The sequence below is a fragment of the Paenalcaligenes hominis genome (genome assembly GCF_041359055.1).
GTDB lineage: Bacteria > Pseudomonadota > Gammaproteobacteria > Burkholderiales > Burkholderiaceae_B > Paenalcaligenes > Paenalcaligenes hominis_A.
Genome location: NZ_JBGJKZ010000001.1, coordinates 643,489 through 665,996 on the forward strand (window position 1 = coordinate 643,489; position 22,508 = coordinate 665,996).

22 protein-coding genes and 1 pseudogene are annotated in these 22,508 nt (G+C 47.8%); 10 read left to right on the plus strand and 13 right to left on the minus strand.

Annotated features, from left to right (window positions below; genetic code table 11):
• Positions 1–8: 8 nt before the first annotated feature.
• The 9 genes from ACBP46_RS02980 to ACBP46_RS03020 all read right to left on the minus strand — a co-directional run bounded on the left by ACBP46_RS02980 (position 9) and on the right by ACBP46_RS03020 (position 7,385).
• A complete protein-coding gene (locus ACBP46_RS02980; protein ID WP_371015242.1) occupies positions 9–941 on the minus strand; it encodes a MurR/RpiR family transcriptional regulator in 933 nt (310 codons plus the stop codon).
• 5 nt (positions 942–946) lie between these two features.
• On the minus strand, positions 947–1,966 hold the full coding sequence (locus ACBP46_RS02985) for a C45 family autoproteolytic acyltransferase/hydolase (protein ID WP_371015243.1): 1,020 nt from the start codon (positions 1,964–1,966) through the stop codon (positions 947–949).
• Positions 1,966–2,706, minus strand: a complete 741-nt coding sequence (gene glnQ / locus ACBP46_RS02990; protein ID WP_371015244.1) for a glutamine ABC transporter ATP-binding protein GlnQ — start codon at positions 2,704–2,706, stop codon at positions 1,966–1,968. The genes ACBP46_RS02985 and glnQ overlap by 1 nt, the downstream gene beginning before the upstream one ends.
• Positions 2,703–3,359: a glutamine ABC transporter permease GlnP gene (gene glnP / locus ACBP46_RS02995; protein WP_371015245.1), complete on the minus strand. Its 657-nt coding sequence runs from the start codon at positions 3,357–3,359 to the stop codon at positions 2,703–2,705. Before glnP ends, glnQ begins: the two co-directional genes overlap by 4 nt.
• 48 nt (positions 3,360–3,407) lie before the next feature.
• Entirely contained in the window at positions 3,408–4,157 is a 750-nt protein-coding gene (gene glnH / locus ACBP46_RS03000) for a glutamine ABC transporter substrate-binding protein GlnH (protein WP_371015246.1), read from the minus strand.
• Between the two features lie 199 nt (positions 4,158–4,356).
• Complete coding sequence (locus ACBP46_RS03005) at positions 4,357–5,514, minus strand: methionine aminotransferase (protein WP_371015247.1); 1,158 nt, start codon at positions 5,512–5,514, stop codon at positions 4,357–4,359.
• Between the two features lie 156 nt (positions 5,515–5,670).
• Positions 5,671–6,156, minus strand: coding sequence for a dihydrofolate reductase (locus ACBP46_RS03010; protein ID WP_371015248.1), 486 nt, complete (start codon positions 6,154–6,156; stop codon positions 5,671–5,673).
• Between the two features lie 3 nt (positions 6,157–6,159).
• On the minus strand, positions 6,160–6,963 hold the full coding sequence (locus tag ACBP46_RS03015; RefSeq protein ID WP_371015249.1) for a thymidylate synthase: 804 nt from the start codon (positions 6,961–6,963) through the stop codon (positions 6,160–6,162).
• On the minus strand, positions 6,963–7,385 hold the full coding sequence (locus tag ACBP46_RS03020) for an OsmC family protein (protein WP_371015250.1): 423 nt from the start codon (positions 7,383–7,385) through the stop codon (positions 6,963–6,965). The genes ACBP46_RS03015 and ACBP46_RS03020 overlap by 1 nt, the downstream gene beginning before the upstream one ends.
• Positions 7,386–7,499: 114 nt before the next feature.
• Here ACBP46_RS03020 and coq7 point away from each other — a divergent pair, with 114 nt between their 5' ends.
• On the plus strand, positions 7,500–8,207 hold the full coding sequence (gene coq7, locus ACBP46_RS03025; RefSeq protein ID WP_371015251.1) for a 2-polyprenyl-3-methyl-6-methoxy-1,4-benzoquinone monooxygenase: 708 nt from the start codon (positions 7,500–7,502) through the stop codon (positions 8,205–8,207).
• A gap of 298 nt (positions 8,208–8,505) precedes the next feature.
• Here coq7 and ACBP46_RS03030 read toward each other — a convergent pair whose 3' ends face one another.
• Genes ACBP46_RS03030 through otnI form a run of 3 tightly spaced genes read right to left on the minus strand, consistent with a single transcriptional unit; the run spans position 8,506 to position 11,464 of the window.
• Complete coding sequence (locus ACBP46_RS03030; protein ID WP_371015252.1) at positions 8,506–9,783, minus strand: glycerate kinase type-2 family protein; 1,278 nt, start codon at positions 9,781–9,783, stop codon at positions 8,506–8,508.
• Positions 9,776–10,666 (minus strand): 2-hydroxy-3-oxopropionate reductase, encoded by an 891-nt coding sequence (locus ACBP46_RS03035; protein WP_371015253.1) that lies wholly within the window; start codon positions 10,664–10,666, stop codon positions 9,776–9,778. The genes ACBP46_RS03030 and ACBP46_RS03035 overlap by 8 nt, the downstream gene beginning before the upstream one ends.
• 9 nt (positions 10,667–10,675) lie before the next feature.
• Complete coding sequence (otnI, locus tag ACBP46_RS03040; RefSeq protein WP_371015254.1) at positions 10,676–11,464, minus strand: 2-oxo-tetronate isomerase; 789 nt, start codon at positions 11,462–11,464, stop codon at positions 10,676–10,678.
• Between the two features lie 112 nt (positions 11,465–11,576).
• Here otnI and ACBP46_RS03045 point away from each other — a divergent pair, with 112 nt between their 5' ends.
• The gene (locus ACBP46_RS03045) at positions 11,577–12,482 is read left to right on the plus strand and encodes a LysR family transcriptional regulator (RefSeq protein WP_371015255.1); all 906 of its coding nucleotides are present in this window, start codon (positions 11,577–11,579) and stop codon (positions 12,480–12,482) included.
• A 16-nt stretch (positions 12,483–12,498) separates the two neighbouring features.
• On the opposite strand, the gene ACBP46_RS03050 is transcribed toward ACBP46_RS03045, so the two are convergent.
• The gene (locus ACBP46_RS03050; RefSeq protein WP_371015256.1) at positions 12,499–12,687 is read right to left on the minus strand and encodes a 4-oxalocrotonate tautomerase; all 189 of its coding nucleotides are present in this window, start codon (positions 12,685–12,687) and stop codon (positions 12,499–12,501) included.
• 345 nt (positions 12,688–13,032) lie between these two features.
• On the opposite strand from ACBP46_RS03050, the gene ACBP46_RS03055 reads away from it, so the two are divergent.
• From ACBP46_RS03055 to ACBP46_RS03090, 8 genes and pseudogenes are all read left to right on the plus strand, one after another.
• Positions 13,033–14,190, plus strand: a complete 1,158-nt coding sequence (locus ACBP46_RS03055; RefSeq protein WP_371015257.1) for an MraY family glycosyltransferase — start codon at positions 13,033–13,035, stop codon at positions 14,188–14,190.
• Positions 14,191–14,220: 30 nt separating this feature from the next.
• On the plus strand, positions 14,221–15,495 hold the full coding sequence (gene tviB / locus ACBP46_RS03060; protein WP_371015258.1) for a Vi polysaccharide biosynthesis UDP-N-acetylglucosamine C-6 dehydrogenase TviB: 1,275 nt from the start codon (positions 14,221–14,223) through the stop codon (positions 15,493–15,495).
• 9 nt (positions 15,496–15,504) lie between these two features.
• Entirely contained in the window at positions 15,505–16,551 is a 1,047-nt protein-coding gene (locus tag ACBP46_RS03065; protein ID WP_371015259.1) for an SDR family oxidoreductase, read from the plus strand.
• The gene (murJ, locus tag ACBP46_RS03070; protein ID WP_371015260.1) at positions 16,542–17,894 is read left to right on the plus strand and encodes a murein biosynthesis integral membrane protein MurJ; all 1,353 of its coding nucleotides are present in this window, start codon (positions 16,542–16,544) and stop codon (positions 17,892–17,894) included. The genes ACBP46_RS03065 and murJ overlap by 10 nt, the downstream gene beginning before the upstream one ends.
• A gap of 15 nt (positions 17,895–17,909) precedes the next feature.
• Complete coding sequence (locus ACBP46_RS03075) at positions 17,910–19,058, plus strand: glycosyltransferase family 4 protein (RefSeq protein ID WP_371015415.1); 1,149 nt, start codon at positions 17,910–17,912, stop codon at positions 19,056–19,058.
• 7 nt (positions 19,059–19,065) lie between these two features.
• Positions 19,066–20,184, plus strand: coding sequence for a glycosyltransferase family 4 protein (locus ACBP46_RS03080; RefSeq protein WP_371015261.1), 1,119 nt, complete (start codon positions 19,066–19,068; stop codon positions 20,182–20,184).
• Between the two features lie 8 nt (positions 20,185–20,192).
• Positions 20,193–21,221, plus strand: a pseudogene (locus ACBP46_RS03085) (glycosyltransferase); the annotation flags it as partial.
• A 114-nt stretch (positions 21,222–21,335) separates the two neighbouring features.
• Positions 21,336–22,508 carry a glycosyltransferase family 4 protein gene (locus ACBP46_RS03090; protein WP_371015416.1) on the plus strand — a complete coding sequence of 391 codons (1,173 nt, stop codon included), beginning with the start codon at positions 21,336–21,338 and terminating at the stop codon, positions 22,506–22,508.

The window sequence follows — 22,508 nt, forward strand, 5'->3', positions numbered from 1 at the left end:
CGCGTTTTTTATGGCTTGGTTTCAATATTTAGTGCCGCGATTAGCTGTTCACGCTTATTGATGGCTACCAGAGCCTGATCGCCTAATTCCCATGCCACTTGATTCAATAGGGTTTCAGCAAAAACAAAATAAGCACTAATACTATTGCTAAAAAAACTACTGCAGTAGGGGATAAAAAAAGAAAAATCAGCGTGGAGGGCCAAGGGAGAGGCCGTGTTGTCTGTTAAGCTAATCGTAGTCAGTTGCTCATGTCGTGCCAGAGCGTGCGTGCTTAATACCTCTTGTGTATAAGGTGTGACGCTAACTGAAATCAATACGTCTCCTGCTTCCAGTTGTGCAAGGCCCTCGGCAAGCCCCAAACTATTTTCCTCTAAACGAGCCACATCATTGCGAATTAGACTTAGACCATAGCTCATAAATTGGGCTAGAGCAGAGTATTGGCGTACACCGTGGATACGCACTCGCTTCGCGTAAGCAATAGCGTGTGCGGCAGACACAAAGTGCTCGGTATGCAAATTGTGTAAGCTTTGTTGGATATTGCTAATGTTTTCAGAGACCAACTGTTGCAGGCGTTGGCGTGTACTGTCTTGTGTGAAAGTGTCTGGGTGGTGAGAGTGAGACCATTGCTGCAAGTGGCGTCTGGCTTGGTGACTATAAAAAGTAGGGCTGACTGGGCTAAGACTATCTCTGAATAAGCGTTGAAACTCAGCAAAACCACTAAAGCCTAAGCGTTTAGCCAAACGAGTCAGAGTTGATGGATTTACGTTTAATTGCTGAGCCAGCTCAGTAATAGAAAGCAATGCGGTGTTTTGAGGATGCTTTAACAGCACGAGTAATGCTGCATGGGCTTTCTCACCCAAACGGATAGCGCTTTGTTTACGGTCAATTTGAGCCGTTAGTTGTTTTAACGAGGCGAGATCGATTGGGTGAGGGTGTTGCATAATGCTTAAATGCGAGTAAGGCCTTGGAAGCTAAACAGTGGTTGGGTTTGCGGCCCGTCATAGACATGCCACTCTAAACCCGCAGCACCGTAAATAAAATCAGCAGTAGCTATGGTGTTTTCATTATCTGTATCGGCAGCGTCACGACGATAAATAGGAAAGCGATTATGAGCGCTATCGCCTAATATGGCAAGAGCATCTACTGTGTTGTGATTCTTAACGAGATCGTCTCCTTGAATTTGCCTATACCCTGAGCTACCCGTAATAATCTGAGGGTAGTTACGCATGGCATCATGAACCGCATGGTTAGCATGAAAATAAGGCGCTGCAATAGGCAGATCAGAGACATTTGCCTCGTTAAACTCCACGCTGTGTATGGCCCCGCTAACATCACCTAAATTTAGGTTAAACGCCCCTGAGCGATTATGTGCGCGCAATAATGCGACGGCCTCAGCCACAGTTTTGCAATTTAAAATGGCTCTACACAGCACCATACGAGGCATACCTGGTCGTGCGAAAAGCGCGCGAATATTGTTGACGCTCATGCATAGCTGATGCTCGTTCGCAGCAAAAGTATGACCTGCAATAGAGCCAGGATAAACAAAAGACGTAAATCGTGTGCCAGCAGTAGGGGCAAACTCGATCACGCCACAATGTCCATAAAAACCGGGGTCGCCGTCTTCATTGTGGGTAATGCGCGGCACAGGTTGGGTCTGTAAAACACTAGAGCAACTGTCTGGTGCCATAGCCCAGAGATCACCACGACTGTTCCAAATATACGCATCCTCAAGGGGAATCGCCAAGCCCTCTGCTAAGCCTTCGATTTCTTGGGCTATTTGTGGAAAATGGTTTTGCACTAAGTTTTGTATGGTTTTAATCGCTTCAGAACCACGCCATTGACTCAGTTCGGCCCATGCGGAACTAGGTAGCAAATGCTTGTGAAATGCGGTGGCACCAAACTGGCCTAGTTGAACACCTAGCTCATGATGAGAGCCGCTTAATTGTAGATAGTGTAAGGAGGACATTATTCGACGTGTTGTAAAAAAGATTGTAGACGAGCGTTGGCTGGGTTTTTAATGAGCTCTTCAGGGTGTCCGTCAGCGGCAATTTTGCCGTGCTCCATAAAAATCATGCGATCACCGACCTGCCGTGCAAAGGCCATTTCATGCGTGACCACAACCATGGTCATGCCTTCTTCAGCTAAGTCTTGCATAACGCGCAATACCTCGTGACGTAGCTCTGGGTCTAGTGCTGAAGTAGGTTCATCAAAGAGCATCAGTTTGGGCTTGATAGCTAAGGCACGGGCGATAGCAACGCGTTGCTGCTGACCGCCTGAAAGCTCACTGGGGTAATGATGGGCTCGTTCTTTAAGGCCAACTTTTTCTAAAAGCACTAAAGCGTCATCTAAGGCTTGTTTTTTGGCTGTGCCACGAACTTGTCGCGGCCCAAAAGCCACATTTTCTATAGCGGTCATTTGTGGGAATAGATTGAACTGCTGAAATACCATGCCGGCTTCTTGGCGTATTTCTCGGACTTGGCTTGCGCTGCCCAACACGCTGAGTCCATCTACAATTAAATCTCCGCCATCAATACGCTCTAACACATTAATGCAGCGCAATAGAGTGGACTTCCCCGACCCAGAAGGACCAATTAAAACGGTGACCTCACCTGCTTTAAGAGTGAGGTCAACTTGATCAAGCACTACGGTTTGACCAAAACGTTTAGTAACTTGGCGAAATTCAACCATATTGGTGACTGAGCTCATAGTACATGCATCCTTTTCTCTATGAGGCGTAAGCCTAACGACATCACCCCTATCATGAGCAAGTAAAGAATAGCTACTGCGGTCCATACTTCGACCGCACGAAAGTTAGAGGCCATGATTTCTTGACCTTGACGTGTTAGCTCTCCTACGCCAATTACAATAAAAAGAGAGGTGTCTTTTAGGCTCACGATAAATTGGTTGCCTAGCGGTGGTACCATGCGGCGAAAGGCAACAGGCCCCACCACAAAGGCTAAAACACGCCATTTAGGTAGACCTAAGGCTAAACCGGCTTCATGCAAGCCTTTAGCTACTGATTGAAAACTACCACGTACAATTTCAGCTATGTATGCCCCAGAGTTCACAATGATGGAGACAATAGCGGCGGTAAGCGGATCCACGCGCAAGCCAATAAGCATGGGTAATGCAAAATAAATAAACATGACTTGCACAACAATAGGTGTGCCGCGTACTAAGCCTATGTATAGGGTTGCCAAACTACGGATAAAAGTATTGCCGTACGCACGCATTAGGCCAAAAAGTAAGCCTACAGTCATGCCACCCACTAAACCGCTGAGGGTGATGTAAAGGGTAAGCTTCGCGCCTTGGAGTAGTGAAGGCAGGGAGCTATAAATAACAGACCAATCAAAATTCATACAAGCCATCCTAAGAGAAATAAACCCCACAAAGTGGGGGTTAAGGTATTACTTTTTAGGAGGTTGGGTACCAAACCATTTTTCATAAATGGCGTCATATCGACCATCTTCTTTCATTTTTGCTAGTGTGGCATTGACATCAGGAATCAGCTCGCTGCCTTTTGGAAAAGCAATACCGTATTCATGAGCAAGCATTTGTTCGCCTACTGTTTTAACGCGGCCTTGACCGGCCTCTTTGATGTAATAGAGTACATTAGGCGTATCGTGCATGGCGGCATCAACGCGACCGGTTTGTAGCTCTAGATAGGCGTTATCGATATTAGGAAAAAGACGCAAGGTAGTGTCTTTGAAGTGGGTTCGTGCATATTCAGCAGCCGAGGTGCCCGTTTTAAGGGAAAGTGTTTTACCTTTTAAGTCTTCAAAGCTTTGAATGGGGCTGTCTTTACCCACCATTAAAATAAAGCCACTGTCGTAATAACCGTCTGAAAAATCAATGGCCTTGCGGCGTTCTTCGGTAATGGTGATGCCAGCTAAAGCCACGTCAACGTTTTTGGTTTGCAGCGCAGGCAAAATACCGCTGAAGTCCATGGGTTGGAGGCGATACTCAAGATTTAGCTCTTTAGCAATGGCGTCCCACATATCAATGTCAAAGCCGACATAGGTATCACCTTGTTTGAATTCAAAAGGCACAAAAGCCGTATCAACAGCAATCACAAGAGGTTTAGCACTAACAGCTGCAGCGCTAAAGCAGAATGCTGCAACTGTGGTGGTCAATAGTTTGAGCAGTGGGTGGTTCATGTGTTCTCCTGTATGAGCCAAACATGGAACATTATCTAAGTGTGTTAGATAATGCAAATTAATTTGCATAAATAACTTACTGCAAATTAATTTGCATATTAGGTTTTTATGATGAAAATGTACAGTTGGGGTTATACCTTAAACATATAAAAAAGCGGCTTTAAGCCGCTTAAAACGAAGAATGAGTTGCTATGGTTTGTTATGACAAAGTAGGAACACGCCGTAGAATCTCAATGGCTTGATCTAGTGTTTGCTCTTTTTTGGCAAAGCAAAAGCGTAGCAAGCGTTGCTCTGCCGGAGCGTTCAAGTAAAACGCACTATAGGGAATGGTTGCTACACCGTATTTTTCAATTAGTGTGTGGCAGAAGCTCATATCATCGTCAAGGCTAAGTTGTTGATAGTCTGCCGTTAAAAAGTAACTGCCTTGGCTAGGTAGGAACTGCCATGCAGAATCAATCAAGCCATCTAGAAAATACTTTTTCTTTTGTTCATACATGGCCGCAACCTCATCAATATGCTGTGGGTTTTCCATAAGCTCGGCTAAAGCAAATTGAGAGGGGGTATGTACCGAAAATGTGGTCAAGCTATGAATTTTACGTAGCTCCTCACTTAGGGCTTGGGGGGCAGCAAAAAAGCCTGTTTTCCATCCAGTAATATGAAAGCTTTTTCCAAAAGAACCAATCACTATGCTGCGATCTTGAAGAGAGGCAATGCGTGACACACTAATGTGACGCTGAGGGCTAAAAACCATATCTGCGTAGACCTCGTCGCTAATTACCACTACCTGAGTGCCATCAAGCAATTGTCCTAACTGCTCTAGATCGGCTTGACTCAAAATAGTACCGCTTGGGTTGTGCGGCGAGTTTAGGACGATGGCTTTGGTTTTAGGGCTCAGAGCGTGCCGAACGGCATCCCAGTCTACCGTAAAATGAGGAGCGCTAAGCGTCACACGTTTAATAACGCCACCAAATAGCGCGACGGTAGGCTCGTAGGTGTCATAAGCGGGTTCAAGAATAATAACCTCATCCCCAGGGTGAATCAGAGCTGCAAAACTACAAAATAAGGCTTCTGTTGCGCCTGTGCTAATAGTGATTTCTGTGTCAGGATCATAACCATAGCCATCGCGGCGCTGTAAGTAAGCGCTAATTTGTTTACGCAAAGCTGGTATGCCTTGGCCTGGCGCGTATTGGTTCATGCCTTTTGCGCTGTATTTGTGCAAGAGCTCAACTAAGAGCGGTGAGCAACCGAAATCAGGAAAGCCTTGAGCCAAATTAATGGCTTTATGTTGGGCTGCTAAGCCTGAAATATACGAAAAAATATTAGGACGTAATTGCGGAAGTTTAGAGCTTAAAAACATGAAAAGGCCGACCTAGACAAAAGAGTTAAGAGGGAAACACAGTCTAAATTTATTTATAGTGTTTTTAGTTATAAATGTAGAAGGGTTTAGCGATAGAGGTGCTGCAGAGATAAAAATGCCATGCGTTTAAGCATGGCAAATGAGATAGAGAAACGATTAGCTTTGTTTAGTATACGTAACAAAATCATAGCTAAAACCGTTTTCTTGGGGCTGAGCTAGGCGCTCTGTTTCGACCCAACCTATAGGTAGCTCGGGGAAAAAGGTGTCGCCTTGAATGTCAGCATGAATCTCGGTGGCGATAATTTCATCTGCTACGCTTAACCCTAGGGTGAAGATTTGCTCGCCGCCAATAATACAGGCTTTATCGTAGTCAGAGCAGGCCGCTAGGGCCTCGTCTAAACTGGGAAAGACGGTGGCCCCTTGGGGTTGAAAGTCGGGGTTGCGACTGATGACGAAATTAGGGCGTCCTGGTAGGGGGCGGCCAATGGATTCCCATGTTTTGCGACCCATAATAATAGGCATACCCATGGTGGCTGCCTTGAAATGCGCTAAATCCTTGGGTAGGTGCCAAGGCATGGCGTTATCTTTGCCAATGCAGCGATTGCGAGTATAAGCCACGACCATTCTGATTTTTGTTTTCATACATTAAACCGCTACGGGTGCTTTGATGTGTGGGTGAGGATCATAATCAACGATCTCAAAATCAGCCAGCTCATAGTCAAATAAACTGGTTGGCTTGCGTTTGATATGAAGCGTGGGGTAGGGGCGCGGCTCACGGCTTAGTTGGAGTGCGACTTGATCCATGTGATTGCTGTACAAATGGCAATCGCCCCCTGTCCAGATAAAATCACCAACCTCTAGGTCGCATTGCTGAGCCACCATATGAGTAAGCAGTGCATAGCTAGCAATATTAAATGGCACGCCAAGAAAAATGTCTGCGCTGCGTTGGTACAATTGGCACGACAGTTTGCCATCGGCTACGTAAAACTGGAAAAGAGCATGGCAGGGTGGGAGTGCCATATTGCGTATATCAGCCACGTTCCACGCTGAAACCAACAAGCGACGCGAGTCAGGATTGGTTTTAATTTGCTCTAGTAACTGTGCTATTTGATCAATAGGTTCGCCACTAGGGGTAGGCCAAGAACGCCACTGCACGCCATAGACGGGGCCTAAGTCACCATTGCTATCTGCCCACTCATCCCAAATGGTGACGTTGTTTTCCTGAAGCCATTTGATATTGTTGTCGCCACGTAAAAACCACAATAACTCAATAAAAATACTGCGGGTGTGCAGTTTTTTTGTGGTGATCAGCGGAAAACCTTGGGAAAGGTCAAACCGCATTTGATAGCCAAACGTGGACAGCGTGCCTGTGCCAGTACGATCCGTTTTTTTGGTACCTTGTTCGTAAACGTGGCGCATCAGAGTTTCGTATTGATTGGAGATGCTCATTAGCTTTTCCGTATTTCAACTGAATAGGTGATGTCGGCAGCTTTGCCTAACATAGCACTGGCCGAGCAGTATTTTTCGTGAGAAAGCTTAACTGCGCGCTCGACGGCTTGCTCGGGAAGGTCGTGCCCAGACACCACAAAATTAAAATGAATTTTGGTGAAGATTTTGGGTTCGGTTTGAGCCCGCTCGCCGCTGAGGTGAACTTTACAATCAGTGACGGCATGACGTCCCCGTTTTAAAATAAGCACGACATCGTATGCAGCACAACCGCCAGCGCCAGCTAATAGCATTTCCATAGGGCGTGGTGCGGAATCGCTACCACCACCTTCGACTGCGCCATCCATGACGGTGACATGGCCACTGCCTGTACTGGCCACAAAAAGCATACCGTTGTTATGGTTCCAGTTAACTGTACATTCCATGGTGGGGTTCCTTATTGAGGAGTTCAGGGCAAGAAACTTGTTATTCTTTGCCCTACAATAGCTCTATTGTAGCTTTTTTTCTGAATCCAAACCGCTGAAACAAAGAGAGTAATTATGTCAAACACGAGTGAGAACACAGCCCTGATCGTTGTGGAGCCCGAGCTTGTACCGCAGCTGCAGCGCCGTACTACCTTCTTTGATACGGTCTTAACAGAGGTAGGGCATGCGCTGCAGGTTATTTCTCGATCTGCCCAAGCCTCCAGACCCAATCCAGCTGGGCGACCTGCGCTTAATTCCGAGTCCACCCTATCTCCCGAGCAGCAGCGTCATGCCGCGGGCTTAATGCGAGTCAATCATGTAGGCGAAGTTTGCGCTCAGGCCTTGTATAGAGGCCAAGCTGTTTTAGTCACCGACCCAGAGCTAAAAGGGTTACTGCATCAAGCCGCTTCTGAGGAGGTGGACCATTTGGTGTGGTGTGATGAGCGTTTGGCTGAATTAAATAGTCGCCCCAGTCTTTTAAATCCGGTGTGGTATGTGGCTTCATTAGGTTTAGGTGTGGTGGCTAGCAAAGCAGGTAAGCCGTACAACTTAGGCTTTATGGCGGAAACGGAGCGTCAAGTAGAGCAACATTTGGATCAGCACTTGGCATCACTGCCTGAACAAGATGAGCGTTCCCGAAAAATCGTAGAGCAAATGCGAGAGGATGAAATCGCCCACCGTACTACAGCAGAGCAACATGGTGCCACACACCTGCCTGCTCCTATACGGTTGGCGATGAAATGTATGTCTAAAGTTATGACGACGAGTGCTTATCGGCTTTAGTACTAGTACTTAATACCAAGACTAGGGTTTATGCCTAAAGACTTTTGGCTTTTAATTGTCGGTCTTTTGCGACAAAACCACAGAATATGTCTTATTGCAGTGCTTTATCTTGCATTGCACAAAGAAAGTAGCTAAACTTTAGTTATTGGATGTTGAGTAGCAGCACAAGGGTAATAACCCTAAATTACTGCTCAGGCTCGGGAAAACCCCTTGTAGCCCAACATGCCCCGGTTGTCTCCTCCACCCTCCTCCTTTGGTGGATTTGCCCGAGATCTTTTGATCTCGGGTTTTTTTTTGCCTAATCATTTGTGTCAATAAAAATAGCCCGAAAATCATTGACATTAGTTTGAGTGGGACCGGTGGTAATGGATTGCTCTAATCGTTGGAAAAAAGTATGCGCATCGTTACGGTGTAAGTAGTCTAAAGGGTCTAGACCTAAAGCAAGTGCTTTATTCCACGACTCGGGCGTAATATAGGCTCCTGCAATAGGCAAAGCACCATCTACGCCGTCAGTATCGGCCGCCAACGCGGTAATGGGGTATTGATTTTTTATTGCACACAATAATGCAAGCAGAAATTCCACATTGCGTCCCCCTTGCCCCGTACCTTTAACGGTGACGCTGGTTTCACCACCGGAAAGCAAAATACACGGTGCAGCACATGGTTGAGCATGTCGGCTAATATTTTGCGCAATGGCGGCCATCACCTTTGCGACGTCTTTAGCCTCGCCTTCGATGGTGTCACCTAAATACATAGTGTGAACGTTTGCTTGAGCAAATTGTTTTATGGCAGCGTTTAGAGCGAGATGCGGAGTTGCTATCAGATAGGTTTGGATTTTATTGGCAATAGGGTGGTCGGCTTTAACACTTTCCCATGCGGCGTTTTGTAAAGAGGATTTGGCTAGTGCAGGAAGATCAATACCGTAATGCTTTAGGATTTCAAGTGCTTGAGCACAGGTGCTAGGGTCTATTACAGTCGGCCCCGATGCAATGCAAGTGGGGTCGTCGCCTGGCACATCGGAAATAAGCAGATTGACTATACGAGCTGGGACACAAGCTGCTGCTAAACGTCCGCCTTTGATGGCCGAGAGATGGCGTCGCACAAGATTGATTTCTTGGATTGAGGCTCCAGAACGAATCAGAGCGTTATTGAGTGCTTGTTTGTCTGCTAGGCTAAGGCCCGGTGCTGCTAGGCTTACTAAGGCGGAACCGCCACCTGAAATTAAACACACAACCAGGTCTTGCTCAGTTAGATCGCTGACCAGAGCAAGCATTTGCTTAGCCGCATTTTCGCTAGCTGTATCTGGAATTGGATGAGCACATTCGACTAAACGGATGTGTTGGGTAGGTAGGACACTGTGATAGGGCACAGCGACTAGACCTTGAAGCCGATCCCATGGACCAGTCCAGTGCGCTTCAAAAGCCTGAGCCATGGCTGCACCGGCTTTACCCATGCCAATTACTACAGTACGTCCAGATGGAGGCTGTGGTAAATAGTTTGGTAGGCAAAATTTGGCTTGAGCCGCTTGGATAGCGGCTTGCAAGCCATCATAAAGCAAACGTGTGGTGTTATTCATGCTCGCGCAAGCTATGTTGCGACATGTCTTCTAGAACTTTGACAATAGCTGAGTGATCCCAGTCGCTACCACCGCGTGCTACGCAACCACTAAGCAGTTGTTGAAAAATAGCAGTGCTGGGTAAAGCCACCCCGAGTTCACGAGCCGTATTTAAAGCACTAGTGATGTCTTTTTGGTGCAAGTTGACTTTGAAACCCGGTTCAAATTGACCCGAGGTCATACGCTGACCATGCACCTCTAGGATGCGTGAATTAGCAAAACCGCCCATTAAGGCTTGGCGAACTTTTTCAGGGTCGGCACCGGCTTTAGAGGCTAAGACTAGGCCTTCGGCTACCGCTTGGATGGTTAAGGCCACAATGACTTGATTAGCCATTTTGGTAATTTGCCCAGAGCCATTGTCTCCAACATGCGTAATGTTTTTACCCATTAGTTGGAATACAGGCAAGGCACGCTCAAAGGCCGTATTAGAGCCACCCACCATAATACTTAGGCTTGCGGCTTTAGCGCCTACGTCTCCGCCTGAAACGGGTGCATCAAGATAATCGCCGCCCAGTGCTTTTATTTTTTTTGCAAACTCTGTGGTGGCTACTGGCGAGATGGTGCTCATATCAATGATGAGCTTGCCGTTTAGATCAGCTGAGGCAACTCCGTCTGTACCAAATAAAACCTCTTCGACGTTGGGGGTGTCGTTAACAATGAGAATGATGATGTCTGCAGCCTCAGTGGCGCTTCGAGGGGTAGGGCAAATAGTGGCACCGGCTTCAATAACTTCTGTACTGACTTGACTACGTGTGTTGGCATAGACATGGTGTCCTCCTTTAATAAGATTTAAGCACATGGGAATCCCCATGATGCCTAGTCCAATAAATGCAACTTTTTCCATGAAACGTCCTTAGTGAGGGTGATGTAAGTAGGGATGCAACCAGCTTAATCCAGCACCGGTGTGTTGTGCTGGTATGTATTCACAACCTATCCAACCAGAATACTGTAATTGTTTTAAAAAGTGAAAAATATAATCGTAGTTCAGCTCGCCTAAATGCGGCTCGTGGCGACCTGGAGTATTGGCAATTTGTATGTGGGCAATATCAGGCAGCAAGCGCTCTAAACTAAAACAAATATGACCTTCCATGCGTTGGGCATGGTAGATATCGAATTGCAGCTTGATGTTGTCGAGATTGAGCTCGTGCACAATATCCAGAGCTTGTTGGCTGTAATTTAAAAAATACCCGGGCATATCAAAATGGTTAATGGGCTCAATGCAGATAATGCGCCCATGTTTGGCTGCAGCCTGGGCCGCGTAGTGCAAATTTTCTAAATAACAGTCTAGGGCAGCCGTTGTGGATACACTTTCGGGTTTAATCCCAGCCATGCAGTGCAATAGTGAGTTGCCCAACGTATTGGCATACTCAAGAGCCAGATGCACAGAGTCTTGAAACTCTTGACGCCGATCGGGTAAACAAGCTAAACCACGTTCACCTGCCCCCCAGTTGCCAGCAGGTAAGTTAAAAAGCACTTGTTCTAGTTGGTTATCAGCCAGAAGTTGGCGTAAGGTGGTCGCAGACTGGTCGTAAGGAAAAAGGTATTCAACCCCCTTGAAGCCTGCCGCCGCTGCATGCACAAACCGTTTGTGAAAATCGTATTCAGTAAATAATAAGCTAAGATTAGCGGCGAATCTGGGCATGCATTTTCCCTATAAATTAACTTTAAACGTATAGTTGATCATAGCCACTGCTTAGGCGTTAGGCTAGGGGGAGCATTCCTGAGTTGGCATAATTAATTCAACGTAGGTCAATATGAGTCGATATACCGAGATTCGTAGTTTTGTTTTGGTGGCAGAGCGGGGCAGTTTTGCCGCTGCAGCGGTGGTAGAGGGCGTCACCCCAGTGGTGCTTGGGCGACGTTTGGACGCGTTAGAAAAACGGCTGGGGGTGAAGTTGATGCACCGCTCTACACGGGGTTTGGTTCTGACTGATCTAGGCGAACAGTTTTTAGAGCAATGCAAGCTTTTGCTGCATGATTTTGCACTGGCCGAAGCCAGTATTAGTGATCAGCACAATACCATGCGTGGACGTTTAGTGGTTTCAGCCCCCGCTGCGTTTGGGCGTAAACATGTGGCACCGCATGTATTAGCATTCAAACAACGTTATCCAGAGCTGCATTTAACGTTTAATTTCACAGATAGCGTGATTGATTTAGTTAATGAAGGCTATGACATGGGTATACGCGTGGGTGCAGTGTATGACCCAAATTATGTCGCGGTACGCCTATATCCTAATCAACGCGTTGTGTGTGGTACGCCTGCGTATTTTGAAAAACAGGGTATACCTCAAACACCCGAAGACCTTGTGCACCACAATTGCTTAGCCTTTAATTTACAAGGGGGGCAGCAACATGGATGGACGTTTATTCGTAATGGGCGGGTTTTTTCCGTGCGTGTTCAAGGTGATTTAGACAGTAACGAGGGCGAGTTATTGTATGACTGTGTGAAAAAAGGCTGGGGGGTTGGGTGGCGTTCGACGTGGGAAATTCAAGCAGAGCTGCAAAAAGGCGAGCTAATAACGGTGTTAGATGACTACGCGATACCGGATTACGATATACAGGCTGTGTATCAGCAGCAGCGCTATGTGCCCGCTAAAGTTCGTGTTTTTACGGCGTATTTGAAAGATATCTATAATCAGCCCGGCTACTGGCAGGGCTGAATGCAAATTTGAAGTGTTATTTTTTATCTGACCACATCACACCACCAGTGGCCCAGTCTTCAGGTTTTATGTCCTTAAAAATGACATGCACAGCCTCGGGCTTACAACCAAAGACCTCGCACGCTTCGGCGGTAACGCGCTCGACAAACTTACGCTTGGTTTCTGTGTCTCGTCCAGCAAATAACTCTACGGTAATTAATGGCATAGTGATGCTCACAAGTTAAGTCAACGAAAACGCTAAGCCTACCTGCTTACGCTTTGGGGAGCAATGGGTAATAATTGAGTGGCTAGGTGCTTCTATCACAAAAAGGTTGTGTCTAATGGTAACAGTCTCTTTGCTCGATCAAGAGCACAGCATCATAAAAGATGAGGTTTAACAAGTCTGTACAAGCACATGGCACAACCGCTTGGGGTCATTACGTAAAATGCATCGGCAGCAACGATTTACATTACAATTTACCCCGATGGAATATGTGTCTTGTAGCAGTTGTATCGATCTGCGTCTTCGCGTTGTTACAAATGCGTCTCATAATTATTAATTGGATTTTTAGTGAGGCTTGTAGTGGAGTCTGCATCTGCTTGGGATTTTCTAACTTGGCTTTCAATCACCATTGTGGCGTTTGTGGTGGGGGGCATTATTGTTTGGTCAGAGCGTTGGCACGGTCGCCTAACGGGCGATACCGATATGTCCAAACCTCAGGCGACGCATCTGCGTCCAGCACCACGTGTAGGTGGCTTAGCTATTTTAGCGGGTAGTCTTGCGGGGTTGTTGGTGCTTGGCCCAAGCAATATGACCTTAACTTGGTTGTGGCCCGTGCTTTTTGTGGCGGCAATGCCTGTTTTTGTAGCCGGGTTAGTCGAGGACATCACCAAAGACGTTGGCTCTTTAAAACGTTTGTTAGCGGCTTTTGCCTCCGCTGCAATTGCTTGGTGGCTACTTGGCGGGGTGTCTCGTGTAGGTGTCAGCTGGGCAGATTGGATCTTAGCGTTTTGGCCTATTTCTTTGTTTTTCACCATGATTGCGGTAGGGGGCTGTACCCACGCTTTGAACATCATTGATGGTATCAATGGCTTAGCCGGCATGGTGGCCGTGTTAATGGCGATTTCTATTGCTTTAGTTGCGTGGCAGGTCCAAGACTACCCTATTGTGTTGATTGCCACAGCGTTGGCTTCAGCGACCTTAGGGTTTTTAGCTTGGAACTTCCCCTTTGGCCGCGTTTTTCTTGGTGATGGTGGGGCGTATTTTCTAGGCTTCATGCTTGCTGAGCTCGCTGTGCTCTTGGTTGTACGTAACCCAAGCGTGTCACCCTTTTACGCGCTAGCGGTTTTGTTTTACCCCGTATTTGAAACATTGTTTTCTATTTGGCGGCGTAAATTTAAACGTGGTGTACCAGTGGATGAACCCGATTCACTGCATTTACATCAATTGATTTTTCGTCGTTTAGTCCGAGTTAGTGTGCTCAACGAAGGACGGCGCTATGTGCCTCCTACATCGAATGCGATGGCTTCCCCTTATCTATGGGGGTTGGTCTTAATTGGTTTAGTGCCAGCCACTATTTGGTGGGATAATGCCTGGATTTTAAGTGCAAGCTTGGTGGTTTTTGTTTGTAGTTATACTTGGCTTTATGCGCGTCTAGTGCGTTGGCGTCGTCCGGTTTGGTTACTGTTGCCATCGGTGCGTCGTGCTAAACGAGATCGGACTAAATAAGCACGAGTTATTTTATTTTGGAGAAGTGTCTTGGAGTTGCAAAACGTAAAACTTGCTGTGATCGGACTGGGCTACGTAGGCTTGCCTCTAGCCGTGGAGTTTGGCAAGCAGCGTGAGGTATTGGGGTTTGATATTAACCCACGCCGTATTGCTGAACTAAACCAAGGTGTTGATCATACACTAGAGGTAGAGTCCGATGAGCTTAAAACCGCTGTGCACCTGCGTTATAGCAGTGATGCCGCCGAGCTAGCTCAGGCGAATGTGTTTATTGTGACGGTACCGACTCCGATTGACGAGTACAAACGCCCTGATTTAACCCCTTTGATTCGTGCCAGCGAAACCATTGGCAAGGTCTTAAAGCGAGGTGATATCGTCATTTACGAATCCACCGTATATCCCGGTGCGACCGAAGAAGACTGCGTGCCAGTCTTAGAGCGGGTATCTGGGTTGCGCTTTAATGAGGATTTTTTTGCTGGTTACAGCCCTGAGCGTATTAATCCAGGCGATAAAGTGCACCGTTTGCCTTCCATACGCAAAGTGACCTCAGGCTCTACTCCTGAAGTCGCCGATTTAATCGATGCGTTGTATGCAGAGGTTATTACCGCTGGCACACACAAGGCTCCTTCTATTCGCGTGGCCGAGGCTGCTAAAGTCATTGAAAACACACAGCGTGATGTGAATATTGCGCTTATTAACGAACTGGCCTTGATTTTCAATAAACTGGGTATTGATACCCTAGATGTACTGGAAGCAGCTGGCACCAAGTGGAATTTCTTGCCTTTCCGTCCCGGTTTAGTGGGCGGGCATTGTATTGGCGTTGACCCGTATTACTTAACGCATAAAGCGCAGTCTATTGGCTATCACCCTGAAATTATTCTTGCTGGACGTCGCTTAAATGACAGCATGGGGGCCTATGTGGCATCGCAGCTTGTGAAAAGCATGACTAAAAAGCGCATCCAAGTTCAGGGCTCTCGTGTGCTTTTAATGGGGTTAACTTTTAAAGAAAACTGCCCCGATTTACGCAACACACGCGTAGTGGATATTGTGCGTGAGTTAGCCGAGTACGATGTTAACGTCGACGTGTATGACCCGTGGTTAGATGTCGAGGCCACAGAGAAAGAATACGGTATTGTGCCCATTAGCCAACCGGATGTAGGTCAGTATGACGGAATTGTCTTAGCTGTAGCCCATGACGCGTTTAAACAGTTGGGAGTAGACACAATTCGCTCGTTTGGTAAAGAGCCGCATGTGTTGTATGACTTGAAGTATGTGTTGGACAGCTCTGAGTCTGACTTACGTTTATAAAGAGGATTTATGTCTAGCTCTTTAGCTATAGATCATGCATGGCGCACGCTTAATGCCACACCTAAAGTCTGGTTGGTCACGGGCTGCGCTGGCTTTATTGGTTCAAACCTAATCGAAGCCTTGTTAAATCAAGGGCAAACGGTAGTTGGCTTAGATAACTTCGCAACGGGGTTTGCACATAATCTTACAGAAGTACAGCACAGTGTTGGGCCAGAAAACTGGCAGCGCTTTCGCTTTATCGAAGGGGACATTCGGGACTTGGCCGTCTGTCAACAAGCTTGTGCTGGCGTGGATTATGTGTTGCATCAAGCCGCATTAGGGTCAGTTCCGCGTTCTATTAACGACCCCCTTACAACCAATGCGGTTAATATCAGTGGGCATCTTAATATGCTGGTAGCAGCACGAGATGCGCAGGTCAGCTCGTTTGTGTATGCGGCCTCAAGCTCGACGTATGGGGATCATCCCGCTCTGCCCAAGGTAGAACACACCATTGGCAATCCGCTCTCACCCTATGCGGTGACCAAGTACGTCAACGAGCTGTATGCACATGTTTTTGCCGGTACTTATGGCTTTGAAACCATTGGGTTACGGTATTTCAATGTATTTGGTAAACGCCAAACGCCTGACGGGGCTTATGCAGCGGTCATCCCCAAATGGATTGGGGCTATGATGCGGGGCCAATCGGTTGTGATTAACGGCGATGGGGCAACCAGTCGGGACTTTTGCTACATTCAAAATGTAGTGCAAATGAATATTCTAGCTGCCTTGGCCAAGCCCCAAGCACGTAACCAAGTCTATAACGTGGCCGTGAATGCACGTACAGACTTGAATCAGTTATTCAGTTTATTACAAGCCGAATTGGCGCAAAATGGTGTGCACTATACATTGGCGGCTCAACATGGGGACTTCAGAGCCGGTGATGTACGCCATTCCCAGGCCGATATTAGTAAAGCACAGCAGCTATTAGGTTATGCACCGCAGTACACCATTGCAGAAGGCTTAGCTGAAGCCATGCCTTGGTATGTGCAGTTTTTATCAAAGACATTATGCGATTAAAGTGGGTGACGCGCCTGCATAGCGATCACCAACGCATCGCCAAGGCGGCTTTCAGAGTCGCCTTTTTCTTGCTCTTGGGCAAAGCAGCAGGCGCATTTAAAGAAATGGCAGTGGCGTATCGCTATGGCATTAGTGATGTAGTCGATGCGTATCAGTTCACTATGGTTATGGCGAATTGGTTGCCTGTGACGCTGGTGGGCGTGCTCTCTATTGTACTGATCCCTGTTTTAGTTCATGCCAAAGATGAAACACGCCCAAAACGCATACGTTTTGTCAGCGAGCTGACCGGCTCGGTGATGGGGCTAGGGCTTGTATTGGCTGCGCTGATTTGGGTCATATGGCCTTGGGTATTGCTTTGGGCTGGTAAAGGTTTAGCGCCTGCCGTTAAGAGCATGAGTAGTGAGCTTTTGTGGGCTTTTGCGCCAGCCGCCGTATTAACTCTGGTTACCGGGTTGCAAGCGGCACGGTTACGTGCGCACGAGCGCCATATTAATACGTTGCTCGATAGTGTGCCCGCATTTAGTATTTTGTTGTTTGTGCTGCTGGCAGGGCCTACACAAAGTGTAGCGCCTTTGTTGTGGGGTACATTGGTTGGTTATGTGGTGCAATGTGCAAGCCTATATTATTTAGCGCAGCGTGCTGATGGTTTCTATGGGACACCACGACTTGGTTTTACTGCAGAGCAGTGGCCTACATTAGCTCATGCTGTGGGGGTAATGTTGATTGGTCAGGTTGCCATGAGCTTTGTGGGACCGTTGGACCAATACACGGCTGCGACCTTGGGTGATAATGCTAACGCCACCCTCGGTTATGCCAGCCGTTTTATTTCTCTCATGTTAGGGGTTGGGGCTGCGTCAGTAGGGCGTGCTGCTTTACCTGTGCTAGCGGATGTGACTCGCCGGGGCGATGCCATACGAGCACGTACTATTGCATTAAAATGGTCGGGCTCCATGGTTGTTATAGGGCTATGTATTGCTGCACTTGCTGCTTGGTTAGCGCCTTGGGGCGTAAGCCTTTTGTACGAGCGTGGTGCGTTTACGACCGAGGACACGCTACGAGTTAGCTCTGTTTTGCGCTGGGGCTTGTTACAATTACCCTTTTATTTCGGGGTACTGGTATTAGTGCAGCTCTTAGCCAGTCAGCATCGTTACGGTATTATGGCAGCCATTGCTTTAGCGAACTTTGCGGTGAAGGCCGTGATGAACTTTTACTGGGCACCTAAAATGGGGGTGCATGGCATTATGTTAGCGACAAGTTGTATGTATGCCGCTTCCTTTATTTGTTATTTTCTTGTGGCCTTAAAACCTGCGGGCTTAGTGCAAAAAAGCGCCGAGTCTAAATAAAACATTATGCATATTATGATTGTGATCCACTCATTACGGGGTGGAGGTGCCGAACGCGTAGCCGTTGATTTAAGCGCATACTGGTTACGCTTAGGCTATCAAGTCAGCTTAGTGACTCAAATGGGGACGGCAGCGGATGCTTACCCACTGCCAGAGGGGGTACAACGATATGTGATGGGTACTGCCCATGCCAGTGGTGGTGGCATACGCGGGGCTTTGGCTAATTGGCAGCGTGTTCGTAAATTGCGCAAACTGATTAAAAAACACAAGCCCGATTGTGTGTTGGGTATGATGACGACGGCCTCGGTATTAGCCGTTATGGCGACTAAAGGGCTGCCATGCCGAGTTTTAGTTACTGAGCATACTCACCCCCCTTTGCAGTCCTTGCCCGAGGCTTGGCAAAAACTACGACGTTGGGCATATCCACGAGCTCACGCAGTAGTGGCTCTTACCAAAGGCACCGCGCAGTGGATTCAGACCCATATTCCTGGCTCTAAAGTGGTTGTTATCCCAAACGCTGTGAACTGGCCCTTAAAAAATCAGGAGCCTCACATTGCTGTACCAGAAAAAAAACAACGTTTTCGTTTACTAGCGGTAGGGCGTTTGCACCCTGTTAAAGGTTTTGATTTATTAATTCAGGCTTTTGCTTTAATTGCCCCGTATTTTCCGGACTGGGATTTAGTCATTTTAGGGGATGGAGACGAACGCACGCGTCTGCAACAGCAAATTCAAGAGGCCGATTTAACCCAACGGGTTCAGTTAATGGGTCGTGTTGGCAATATGGCAGAGTGGTATCAACAAGCCGATATGTACGTGCTGAGCTCGCGTACCGAAGGGCTTTCTAATACTTTACTTGAGGCCATGGCTGCAGGCTTACCCGTGGTCGCCACGGATTGTGACACCGGCCCCAGAGAAATCATCCGCGACAGCATTGATGGGGTTTTAGTAAATCCGCCAGATGAGCCCGAGGCATTGGCGGCTCATTTGTCTGATTTGATGGCTCGACCTCTCAAACGCGCTGCATTAGCCCGTCGCGCGGTGGATGTCAAAGATCGTTTTTCCGCAGCCTTGGTGATGGCTCAATGGGAGCGCTTATTGCCGCATGCTGCAACTAACCCTGCGGTAACGCCCCCAAACAGTTCCACTTCTTCTGGCAATAACTAGGCACATTATGAAAATACTGTTTTTTGTGGGGTCAATGAATGCCGGTGGAGCCGAGCGTGTTGCAGCTGAATTAGCGAATGCTTGGGTGCAGCGTGGCGACGAAGTATGTTTAGTACCTACATTTCTAGGCACCACAGACAGTTTTTATCCTTTGGATGAGCGCGTCCAATTTACCCCGTTACGGCATGAACTAGGTTGGTTCCCACCAGGGCTTACTCCTGTGCGTAAATGGCGAGCAATGCGACGGGTTTATCGCACATTTAAGCCTGATGTTGTGGTGTCATTCCTAACCAACGTTAATGTGAACGTACTGATTGCACTGCGGGGGGTACCCACGCCTGTAGTGGTATGTGAGCGAACTAACCCTGTTGTTAGCCAAAGCGCGGGCAAGCAATTAAAAGCATTACGACGGCGCTTATACCCACGTGCAGCGCGGGTGGTCGTCCAAACCCAAGACGCGGCACAAGCGTTTAAAAAAGCCGAGCCACAATTAGGTGATATTGCTGTGGTGCCGAATCCTATTGCGCAAGCGTTGGCGTTAACGACTATGGCTCAGCAGATAGAAAAAACTAAACAGTGCCAATTAGTGGCAATGGGGCGGCTGGTACCATCTAAGCAGTTTGATCAGTTAATTCAAGCATTTGGCATGATTGCAGAGCGCTTTCCTGAATGGAGCTTGCATATCTATGGCGAGGGTCCAGAGCGTGCCCGACTTGAGCAGCGCGCTGAGCTAGTGGGCTTGAAAGATCGAATTTTCTTGCCAGGTAAAACACCTGAGCCGTGGCAGCGGTTGCAGCATGCCCAACTGTTTGCGTTGACTTCTGCTTACGAGGGCTTTCCTAATGTGTTGTTAGAGGCTATGACCTTGGGTTTGCCTTGTGTTACGGTAGATTGTCCTAGTGGGCCTAAAGAGCTCTCTAGTCAGGGCAGAGATGCTGTTTTAGTTCCCCTGAACGATCCGGCTGCTTTAGAACAGGCACTCAGCGAGCTAATGGCGGATTCCAGATTGCGTGGCGTATTGGGGATGCGTGCTAGCACTTCTGTGCGTGAACGTTATGGGATGCCCTCTATCCTTATGCAATGGGATCATATATTTCAGCAGGCCGGTGTGAAAGTTCAGTCATAGGAGTCCTCATGAAAATTGAAGTGACAACGCAGACTCCCTTAGTGGTAGTGCATATTATTTCCGGCTTAGGCCAAGGTGGTGCCGAGACGGTATTATATCGGCTAGTCACGGCCGGTCAGACACAAACTAAACACATCGTGGTGTCAATGAGTGACGCTGGTGTGTTTGGTGAACGCTTGCAGCAAGCAAACATAGAAGTGCACTGCTTGCATATGAAGGGCATGAGGCTTGTCACAGGGTGGTGGGCTTTACGGCGTTTACTAAAAGCGTTACAACCCGACGTGGTGCAAACTTGGATGTATCACGCCGATTTGCTTGGCGGGTTGGCAGCGCGCAGTGTGGGGATTAAAACCATTGCGTGGGGCATACGAAACTCGGGCGAAAACCTACATCACAGTAGTCTTAAAGCTCGAGCTGTGGCATCGTTATCAGCCAAGGTGTCGGGTTGGCTGCCACAACAGATTGTAGCCTGTGCTGAAAACGCAGCGCGTAGACATAAGCAATGGGGCTATAAAGCCGAAAAAATGCGTGTCATACCTAATGGTTATGATTTAACTAAATGGCAGCCACACCCCGAGCAAGCAGCGGTATTACGGCAACAGCTAAACATCGCACCAGAGACGCCTTTACTATTAACTGTGGGTCGTTGGAATCCTTTAAAAGATCACCCAAATTTATTATCTGCGCTAGGTAAACTAAAACGTGCGGGTAGCTCATGGCATGCAGTGCTAGTAGGCGATGGCATAGACGAGTCCAATCCGGAGCTTATGCGCTTAATTGCCCAAGAAGGGCTTCAGGACCGTATTACCTTATTAGGTCGGCGCGATGACGTAGCTGTAATCATGGCAGCCGCTGATATCCATGTGTTATCAAGTAAAGCCGAAGGCTTTCCAAATGTGGTGTGCGAGGCCATGGTGTCCCATACCCTTTGCGTAGTAACAGACGTGGGCGATGCGGCTCGTATTGTGGCAGAGGAAGGAATTATAGTGCCGCCTCGTAATGCGCAAGCATTGGCTGCTGGCATAGAAAAAGCGTTGCAGTTAATGAATCACCCCGATGTGACGGTGCAGCTTGAGCGGGCTGCGCAACGAGTGGCGCAGCGTTATAGTCTGGCGACCATGGTGCAAAATTACGAACAGCTTTGGTATGAAATGGTTGAGCAGTCTGATGGCACACCAGTGCTTGGTAGCGCTAAGGGTCAAGGGCCGGTATTACTTTATGTGGTGAATAACCCTGCGTTTTTTGTGTCGCACCGTTTGCCTTTGGCAATAGCAGCTAAAAATGCAGGCTTTACTGTACAAGTGGCTACGATGGATGGCTCCGCCGTTGCACGGATCCGCGAGCTCGGCTTTACTCATCATAGTTTGCCTTTAAGTCGTAGCGGCAAAAATCCTCTGGCCGAGTTGCGCAGTATTTGGGCTATTTATCGTTTGTTTAAACGTGTGCAGCCGCAGGTAGTGCATGCAGTCACTATCAAGCCCGTCTTATACGGAGGCATTGCTGCACGCTTGGCACGCGTGCCTGGGTTTTTAGCCGCTGTTTCGGGTCTGGGTTATATTTTTACTAATGAGCGTGGCGGCCTGATGCGATGGGTGGCATTACGTTTGTATGGACTTGCTTTAAAGCATCCACACAGTCGCGTTATTTTTCAAAACAGTAATGATCGAGATGTGTTGCTGAGTGCTGGGGTGGTGCGCAGTGAACAAGCTGTCCTAATTCGTGGCTCAGGGGTCGATCTAGACGCTTTTAATTATGTGCCCGAGCCTGATGGCCCCCCTGTGGCTTTGATGGTCTCAAGGTTGTTGCGTGATAAGGGCATTCATGAGTTCATTGCAGCGGCTCAAAAAAGCCAAGCCCAAGGTGAGTCATTAATTTGGCAAATAGCGGGTAGCCCAGACAAGGGCAATCCCGCCTCCGTAACCGCAGAGCAAATGACGCAATGGCATCAATCGGGCGTGATTCAGTGGTTGGGCGAGCAAACAAATATTGCAGGGCTCTACCACAAGTCGCATATAGCAGTGTTACCGTCCTATCGCGAGGGCCTGCCTAAATCCTTGATCGAGGCAGCAGCGTGTGGGCGCGCTGTGGTCACCACAGATGTGCCTGGTTGTAGGGATGCTATTGAGCCTAATGTGACAGGCCTTTTGGTGCCTGCACAGGATGCTGACGCACTGTATGAGGCCACGCTACGGCTGGCAAAAAATGAGGTAATGCGCCATCAGTTTGGACGTGCTGGTCGCGATTTAGCCGAGCGTGCTTTTGATATTAATACCGTTATAGACACCCATTTGCGTTTATATGGGTATCTAGCTAAAAATAATTAA